Origin of the sequence: Siccirubricoccus deserti, assembly GCF_014283215.1 — a bacterium.
Taxonomy (GTDB): Bacteria; Pseudomonadota; Alphaproteobacteria; order Acetobacterales; family Acetobacteraceae; genus Siccirubricoccus; species Siccirubricoccus deserti.
Genome location: NZ_JACOMF010000101.1, coordinates 1 through 8,234, shown reverse-complemented (window position 1 = coordinate 8,234; position 8,234 = coordinate 1). Strand labels below are relative to the sequence as shown.

The following is an 8,234-nucleotide window of genomic DNA, read 5'->3' as shown; positions in this document are numbered from 1 at the left end:
GCGCTCGGCGGTCCGCAGCCGTGCCGCTTCGATGCGGCAGCCGGACTTCAGGACCTTGTGGAACAACTCGATCTTCCAGCGCTGGGCATACCAGCAGAGCTTCTCGACCGCGCTCCGCACCGAGTTGACGGCCAGGTCGGTGACGAGTTTCCACTCAATGCGGGCCCGACCGCGTGGTTTTCTGGCTTCGAAGGCGTGGATCACGGCCAAGTCGAGTGCGGGATAGCGCTTCTGCTTGCCGATCGGGGGCAGGATGTGGATCTTCCGGAAGCGCAGCTGGAGCATCGCCGTGGTGGGACGCCCCTTCGCGTCTGGCACTTCGATTGGCACTTCGATCTTGTGCTGTCCTGAGACCGGTACGCGGGCCATCAGCCGCGCGACCGTGCGATGACCATCGTCGGCCAGCCGGTCGACACAGGTGCGAACCAGGAAATGCGTGCCAGCCTCCCTGGCTGCGCAGAAGAACTCGTAGATGTCGTTCTTCCGGTCACCGACAAATACGCAGCGGCCGGGATCACCAAGCAGCTTGGTCGATTGCGTCAGGCTCGACAGCCAGCGGATGCTCTCCTTATCCTCGATCGGCACCCGGGTCGGATTGACATGCCGCTTCAGACCATTGGTGCCCTTGAAGCTCTTGCGGCTCCAGAACTGCACGGCGGCGAGACCCAGCGGCAGTTCCTCGCGCGTCACCACCAGGCTGCCATGCATCAGCAGGCCGCATTGCGTGAGGATGCGCGGCTTGCCGTTGCGGTTCCGCCCGATCGGCACCTGACCGATGGCACCGATCGTCTCGCGCTTTGCCCAGCGAAAGCTGAACTCGGTCGTGTCCTGGATGACCAGCACCAACCCGGGCGTGCTGGCGAAGCGGTCGGCGGTAGCCTGGAAATGCCCCGTCAGCAGCGCATCCTCGCTGAACCGCTCGTTCGACAGGAAGCGGTAGGCTGCCTTCGTGTTCGCCCAGTCCTGACAAGCCATCGGCAGCGGAGACCCTGCTGCCTGTTCCAGCCGCCCCAGCAACAACCGCAGGCGCTTGCTCAGGCGCTGATCCCCGAGCTGACATCCCGCCACTTCGTTGTCGATCCAGCTCCGCCCGGTATCACTGCTCCCGAACGAGACACTGTCGCCCGTCCGTTCTGACCCCTTCGGCATTGCCGCCTCGTGTCACGCAACGCACGGCATCCAGTCCATCAATGCTACCCCGGTTCCGCCGCTCCCGTTCGAAAATGTGGGTAATCGGAAGCGTCACCGGACGCTTACGCTCTAACGCTGCGGATCTAAGTCGCAATGGTCACAGAACCTCGCAGGCTTGCGCGGACCCGCACCACCGAATGTCAGGACCAAACTTCTAGCCGATCAGCGGGCAGCCGCCTGCGCTGATCGGCCGGAAGGCCTCTTCGGCGGGTATGACGGCCGACACCTTCATCAGGTCCCAGCCACCACGGCTTTCGGAGGGGGTCTTCACCTGCAGCAGGTAGGCGTCATGGATCTTGCGACCATCGGGACGAATACGCCCCACGCCATGCACATCGTCGTCCGTCGGCATCGCCCTCATACGGGCAACGGCGGCCGCACCATCAGCCTTCGCCGCGGCCACTCCCATATCTGCTGCTGCCTTCAGATAATGGAGCGTGTCCGAATACACCCCTGCCGAAGCGGAGCTGGGCCAGTTGTGGTTGGTCTTCGGCTTGATGCGCTCCATGAAGGCGCGCGTGCGGTTGTTCGCATCCCAGTAGAAGCTCTCGGTCAGCAGGATGCCTTGCATGGCGTCCAGACCAAGCCGGTGCACCTCCGTCGCATACATGAGCAGCGTCACCGTCCTCATCCGGCGGTCGATGCCGAACTCGCGCACCTGCTTGAGGGTGTTGTAGGTGTCGGCCCCCGTCTGGCAGAGCGCCAGCACCTTCGCGCCGGACGCCTGCGCCTGCAAAAGGAAGGCGGAGAAATCGGTTGTGCCGGGGAAGGGATAGAAGATGCGGCCGGACACCTTCCCGCCGCCCCCGGTCACGAAATTGGTCGCATCGCGCACCATGGCCTGGCCGAAAGCATAGTCAGCCGCCAGGAAGAACCAGTTTTGACTTCCCTGGCCCATGATGGCCGCCGTCGATGCCTTCGACAGCATGTAGGTGTCGTAGGACCAGTGGATGGTGTTGGGGCTGCACTGCGCTCCGGTCAGTTCCGAGGTTGCGGCCCCGACGACGAGCATGACCTTGTTCTTCGCGCGCGCCACGCTGTTCACCGCCAGGGCGGTGGTCGAGGTGGAGACGTCGACCAGGCAGTCCACGCCCTCCTCATCGAACCACCGCCGCGCGATGCCGGAGGCGATGTCGCCCTTGTTCTGGTGGTCGGCAATCAGCACATCGACATCAATGCCCAGCTCGGCGGCACCGAAATCCTGGATCGCCTGGCGGCAGCACGCCATGGATGGCTCGCTGTTGTCCTTGTTCGGCCCGGAGAGGTCGGTGATGATGCCGAGCCTGATCTTCTGCCGAGCGGGCTGGGCACGACCCACGGTCGGCCCCGTGAGGGCGAGGGCACCAGCGCCCATCAGGCCACGGCGTGTAAGCGTCATATTTTCCTCTCCGGTTAAGCCTTGCTTCTCTGAGTCTTCCTGGCGCGAATGACGCCGCTGAGGCGTCTGCCAGTGGCGCTGGCGCGCTATTCCGCTGCTTTCTGTTGCGGACGCCCGGCGCCGCGCCGGTAGCGGGCGGCGGGGTGAGGGGAGGTCAGCCGTGGGCCGGCGCCGAACAGCTTCTCGCGCAGCGTGCCCGGCGCATAATCGCGCTTGAAGACGCCGCGCTTCTGGAGCTCCGGGACGACAAGATCGACGAAGTCGACGAAGGTCTCCGGCATCACCTGGTAGGTCAGGTTGAAGCCATCCACGCCGGTCTCGCGCATCCAAGCCTCAAGTTCGTCAGCTACCCGGCCTGGCGAGCCGACAATGATGGGGCTGGCTCCGCCGATCCCGATGAAGTCCGCCACCTCACCGACCGTCCAGGCCCGCTGCGGGTCGGCGATGGTGAAGCGGTCAATCGCCGAGTGGATGGCGTCGTTTCGCATGTGCTTCACGACCTCATCCGGACGGCAGCCGGAGAAATCGATGCCGGTCCAGCCGGACATCAGGACCAGGGCGCCCTCGTGGCTGACATAGGCCTTGTAATCCTCCAGCTTGCGCTGGGCCGCCTCATCGGTTTCCCCGACGATCACAGTCATCATGGCGAAGACAAGGACATCAGAGGAGTTCCGGCCCGCCGCCTCCACCTGCTGTCGCAGCTTCGAAACGGCCGGCCCCACGATCTGACGCGAGGGCGCGCTGACGAAGACGCATTCGGAGTGGCTGGCTGCAAAGGCCTGCCCCTTGGCGGAGGAGCCTGCCTGGAACAGCACGGGCGTGCGCTGCGGCGAGGGTTCCGGCAGGTGGATGCCTTCAAGGTCGTAGTACTCGCCGTGATGCGTGACCCGGTGGACCTTCGCCGGGTCGGTGAAGATGCCGGCAGCCCGGTCACGGCGCACCGCATCGTCCTCCCAGCTGCCCTCCCACAGCTTGTAGACGACCTCCATATACTCCTCGGCCATGTCGTAGCGGGCGTCATGCCCGATTTGGCGCTGGCGGCCCATCGCCTTGGCGGCGCTGTCGAGATAGCCGGTCACGATGTTCCAGCTGACCCGGCCGCCGGTCAGGTGGTCCAGTGTTGACATGCGGCGCGCGAAGGAAAACGGCGGCTCGAAGGAGAGCGTGCCGGTGATGCCAAATCCAAGGTGCTCTGTCACAGCGGCCATGCCCGGGACGAGCAGCATCGGATCATTCACCGGGACCTGTACGCCGTTGCGCAGGGCGGCGTCCGGGGTGCCGCCATAGACGTCGTAGACCCCCATGACGTCGGCCAGGAAGATGCCGTCGAACTTGCCGCGCTCAAGGGTTCGGGCGAGTTCCGTCCAGTAGCTCAGCGAGGTGTAATCCGCGGACCGGTCGCGCGGATGCCGCCAGAGGCCGGGGGACTGGTGCCCCACGCAGTTCATGCTGAAGGCGTTGAGGCGCATTTGCTTCGTCATTCCTGACGGCTCCTCCGGATTGGTTGTGCTGGGCGTGTTCGGGGAGATGTTCAGTCATCCCGTCGGGGAAACGGCCTGAGCCGGGGCGACCGGGCTGCGCAGGGCGGCAATGGACAGGATGCCGAGGACAGGGCCCGGAACCAGAAGCAGCGGCACCCAACGCCAGGAACCGAGCCATTCAGCAGCCAGGGGCAGCAGCCAGATGGACAGCCCGGTCAGCGCGAAGCCGCAGCCAAGCTGGATGGTCAGGGCGGTCCCGACCAGGCGCAGGTCACAGCGCTCCGTGACCATGGCCGAGAACTGAGCGGAGTCAGCGATGACCGAGGCGCCCCAGAGGGCCCCGACCGTGGCGAAGAGCCAGAGCGGGCCGTCAAAGGTGAAGCTGATGAGGGCCGCGCAGGCGCCCGATATTGCCAGGGCTCCGATCGTGACCGCTGGACGCCCCAGCCGGTCGGCAAGGTAGCCCGACAGCACACAGGCGGGAGCGCCGGCGGCGATGATTGCGAAGGTCATCAGGGCAGCGCCTGAAGCCCCTCCGTCAGTCACGTCAAGGCGCAGGCGGACGAGGACCAGGAGCCAGGCCCACATCGCATAAAGCTCCCACATGTGTCCGAGGTATCCGCCGGTGGCCAGCCGGAAGGGCCGGTTCGCCAGCACCGCATGCAGGTCCCGCAGGTCGAAAGGCGTCCTGGGGAAAGGGAAGGGGCCATTGCGCAGGACGGCGGCCGCTGTCGCGGCCCCGATGAGGGTTGCGACAGTCGTGGCAAGCACGGCGTCGCGCCAGCCGAGGTCGAGGGAGGCGTCGATGAGATGCGGCAATGCCGAGCCGATGGTCAGCGCTCCGATGGCAGTGCCGAGCGCAACCCCCCGCCCGCGGCGGAACCAGGTCGAAAGGAGCTTGAGGGCTGGCGGGTAGACCCCTGCGAGGAACACCCCGGTGGCTATGCGGCAGCCGATGGCCGACGGGGCGTCTGTTGCAAGCAGGAGACCGGCATTGGCAATCGCCGCTCCGGTCGCGCAGACCGCCATCAGCCTGTTCGGCGCCACCCGGTCAGCAAGACCAAGCGTCGCAGACCCCACAGCGCCGAGCACGAAGCCCATCTGGACGGCGATGGTAAGCCAGGCCGCACTGGTGTCGGAGAGGTTCCACTCCGCCCGGAGCTGCGGCAGGACAGCCGTGGCCGAGAACCAGGTTGCCAGGGACAGAACCAGGCACAGGCAGGTCATTGCCAGCGCCACAACGCTCCGGCTCCCCTGCAAGTCTTCGGCCGCCTGCTTCTCTGCTGCCATTCCCGTCACCGCACCGCTGCGAGCCAGCGGCAGGGCTTCCGGACGAGAGTGGGTCGTCGCGCCATCGTGGCAGGCATGTTCACTTCCTTGGACGGGACTCCATTACGGGCTTCCGCCCGCGCAATCCAATGAATAGATTTCCGGCGTGACCAATCGAATTTCTTCATGTAAGGCGGAAGGCCGGAACCGAATGGGCCGATGAACTTCAAGCAATTGGAGGCATTTACTGCCATTGCGCGTTTTGGCGGCTTCGCCGAGGCCGCAGAGAGGCTGAACCTCACCCAGTCGAGCATCTCGGTGCGGATCCGGGAACTTGAACAGGACCTGGGGGTGACGCTGTTCGACCGTTCGCGGCGGCGCGTGCAGCTGACCCCGAAAGGCAGGGAGCTCCTCGGTTATGCCGAGCAGACCATTGCCCTGCAGACGGAAATGCGAAAGCGCGTCGGGTCGTCAGAAACGCTGTCGGGCGTGGTGCGCATTGGCGTCGTGGAAATGGTCGCCATCACCTGGTTGCCACGCTTTGCTGAGCTCCTGCGTGCCCGTTACCCGGCGCTGACTCTGGAGTTCGAGGTTGCCCTCAACCCGTCGCTGCTGAGTTGGGTCAAATCGGGCGAAATCGATATAGCGCTTGTCGCTGGCACCGGCTCGGAGGTAGGCCTTCCTTCCCGCAGTCTGGGCTCTGTACCTTTCGCCTGGATGGTTGGAGCGAGCTTTCCCGTTCCCGACCGCCTAGTGACGATTCAGGATATCCGGCAGTGGCCAGTCATCTACCAAGGTACAGACTCCTATATGACCCAGCTGGTCGCTTCTCTCCTTGGGTCAGGTGGCAAGCCGGGGCGCAGCGGTACGTCCTGCAACAGCCTTGCTGCACTGGCATCACTAACTATGGCAGGCCTTGGTGTGAGCTTGATGCCACTCCAGACCTCAGCACGGGATATCAGTGAGGGTCGATTACGGATCCTGCCGATAGAGCCGGCCTATGTCGAGGTGACCTTCTCTGCAATATGCGCGACGCCCTATCCGTCATTAGCGTTCGAGAAGCTGCTGGATCTGGTCGTGGAAACCAGCAGTTTCGAACGGTAAAATGCCGTCCATTGTCGCCCACCGTGGCAGCCTACCGGCCCCCCGGGTGTAGCGAGGTCGCGCGTTGCCGGACATCTGCAACGTCTTGAAAAAAGTTGGGGGCACAGCAGGCGAGCTCGAGTAGAGACAGCGTCCGAGGATCGACGTCGTTCAGCTTAGCGGTGGACATGAAAGGGAGGAATTGCTGCGCTCACTCCGCGCAGTTAAAGAAGGCGTCCCTGCCCTCCGGTGGCTCTTGGGGCTGCCTCCTCGCTGTCTCCTCCGTCCGTCTTGACGCCTCGCGCCACGATCTGCAGCGTCCCATCAGGCAGAGGCCGCTGCAGCTTCAGCGCCTCGTCTACCGACGCCAGTATCCAGGTCTCCAGTTCCTCGGGTTGGGTCAGAATAGCCGGCATGGCTTTCGGGTGGATGGCGCCAACCTCCGCATTCGGCTCTGTCGTCAGGAAGGCAAACAGGTCGGTGGTGACCTCGCCCTCCTTGACCTTCCGGACGGAGGTCGACTGCGGCACCCAGATCCCGGCGAAGAATGCCAGCGGCCGATCCTCCGCCAGGGCGAACCAGATGTCGCCACCGGCCGTCTTGTTGAACTCACTGAAGGAGGTGAACGGCACCAGGCAGCGGTTCTCGACCCAAGCCAGCGCTTCCAGTGCGCCGAGTGGGTGTTGCGGACATTGGTGGTGCCCCCGTCCGGCTCCATGCGGAGAAGCTGGTCGAAATAGACCTCCTTGCCCTTGGCGCAGAGCTTCTCGGCCCGGGCAGTTGCGGCATCGAGCAGCGCCTTGCGCGAGGACGGCATGCCCCACCGTGCCATCGCCAGCACCCGCTCGCCGCCCTCGCCGCGGACGATCGGCGCCGCATAGTCCGGGAAGATCCCCGGCTGCGGCGGCAGGTTGAGGCCGCGGTCCATCGCCCGGGTGAGCTCGCGGATCGCCGCAGGGCCCTTGGTGAGGCTGTAAAGATTGCACATCCTGGCAGGCTAACGCTGCCGGCGCGGCGCTGGCCATGCTCCTGTCAGGTGACCTGTCGTGACTGGCCCTGCAGATATGTTCTGTCTATGTTCCCGGTCGCTGAGTGTGATCGGCCCCCATTGGGTGGTTCGCGGCGAATGTTAGTTCAGCATTGGTCTGGGCGCCACGGTTTGCATGGTTGGCGGCGTTGGTCGGCGCAGTGCCACGGGCCAGGCAGTGAAGGATGGCAGCACCACTTCGGGTGCTGGAGGCCTGTACCCCAATGCGCCATGTGGCCGCACGGCATTGAAGTGCCGGCGCCAGCTTTCGATCACCACCTCGGCTTCGCGCAGGCTTTAGAAGATCTCGCCGTCCAGCAGCTCGTCGCGTAGCCGGGCGTTGAACGACTCCACGTATCCATTCTCCCACGGACTGCCCGGTGCGATATACGCCGTCTTGGCGCCGACCGCTGCGATCCAGCCCTGCACCGCCTTGGCCACGAACTCGGGGCCGTAGCACATCGGGAATCTGAGCCTGCCGGGGTCTGGCCCTGGGTAGGGCGGCCACGGTCGGTCAGCAAAGCTCCACAGTGATGGTGTCCAGCCACACCGAGGAGAGCGACCGGCCATGGCCAGATCCGAGCCTTGAGGTGGTCCCCGGATTTCGGACAGGTGGGTAAGCTCGGTTCGCCTGTGAGAAGGACGGACCCGGATGACGGGCAAGCGGACGCGGTATTTGGCGGATTTCAAGGCGAAGGTTGCTTTGGAAGCGCTGCGGGGTGAGTTGACGACGGCGCAGCTGGCGGCCAAGCACGGCATTCACCAGACCATGGTGGGCGAGTGGAAGCGACAGGCCATGGAGGGG

Annotated in this window: 6 protein-coding genes and 2 pseudogenes; 2 read left to right on the top strand and 6 right to left on the bottom strand. The window is 64.9% G+C overall.

Features of this window, described 5'->3' with window-relative positions; genetic code table 11:
- The 4 genes from H7965_RS27450 to H7965_RS27435 all read right to left on the bottom strand — a co-directional run.
- The coding region (locus H7965_RS27450) for an IS4 family transposase (RefSeq protein WP_186773721.1) at positions 1-1,149 on the bottom strand (1,149 nt) is incomplete at its 3' end.
- 196 nt (positions 1,150-1,345) lie between these two features.
- Positions 1,346-2,569, bottom strand: coding sequence for an ABC transporter substrate-binding protein (locus tag H7965_RS27445; RefSeq protein WP_186773720.1), 1,224 nt, complete (start codon positions 2,567-2,569; stop codon positions 1,346-1,348).
- An 86-nt stretch (positions 2,570-2,655) separates the two neighbouring features.
- Positions 2,656-4,050, bottom strand: a complete 1,395-nt coding sequence (locus tag H7965_RS27440) for an LLM class flavin-dependent oxidoreductase (RefSeq protein WP_186773719.1) — start codon at positions 4,048-4,050, stop codon at positions 2,656-2,658.
- Positions 4,051-4,104: 54 nt separating this feature from the next.
- A complete protein-coding gene (locus H7965_RS27435) occupies positions 4,105-5,340 on the bottom strand; it encodes an MFS transporter (RefSeq protein ID WP_186773718.1) in 1,236 nt (411 codons plus the stop codon).
- Between the two features lie 198 nt (positions 5,341-5,538).
- On the opposite strand from H7965_RS27435, the gene H7965_RS27430 reads away from it, so the two are divergent.
- The gene (locus H7965_RS27430) at positions 5,539-6,423 is read left to right on the top strand and encodes a LysR family transcriptional regulator (RefSeq protein WP_186773717.1); all 885 of its coding nucleotides are present in this window, start codon (positions 5,539-5,541) and stop codon (positions 6,421-6,423) included.
- Positions 6,424-6,626: 203 nt separating this feature from the next.
- Here the strand turns inward: H7965_RS27430 and H7965_RS27425 are convergent.
- Positions 6,627-7,390, bottom strand: a pseudogene (locus tag H7965_RS27425) (SOS response-associated peptidase).
- Between the two features lie 141 nt (positions 7,391-7,531).
- Positions 7,532-7,882: pseudogene (locus H7965_RS27420) on the bottom strand (integrase core domain-containing protein); the annotation flags it as partial.
- A 199-nt stretch (positions 7,883-8,081) separates the two neighbouring features.
- On the opposite strand from H7965_RS27420, the gene H7965_RS27415 reads away from it, so the two are divergent.
- On the top strand, positions 8,082-8,234 hold a 153-nt coding region (locus tag H7965_RS27415), incomplete at its 3' end, for a transposase (RefSeq protein WP_186773716.1).

Bases quoted from the DNA above. Each gene is read 5' to 3' on its own strand.
- H7965_RS27445 (WP_186773720.1), bottom strand. From the start codon at position 2,569: ATGACGCTTACACGCCGTGGCCTGATGGGCGCTGGTGCCCTCGCCCTC.
- H7965_RS27440 (WP_186773719.1), bottom strand. From the start codon at position 4,050: ATGACGAAGCAAATGCGCCTCAACGCCTTCAGCATGAACTGCGTGGGG.
- H7965_RS27435 (WP_186773718.1), bottom strand. From the start codon at position 5,340: ATGGCAGCAGAGAAGCAGGCGGCCGAAGACTTGCAGGGGAGCCGGAGC.
- H7965_RS27430 (WP_186773717.1), top strand. From the start codon at position 5,539: ATGAACTTCAAGCAATTGGAGGCATTTACTGCCATTGCGCGTTTTGGC.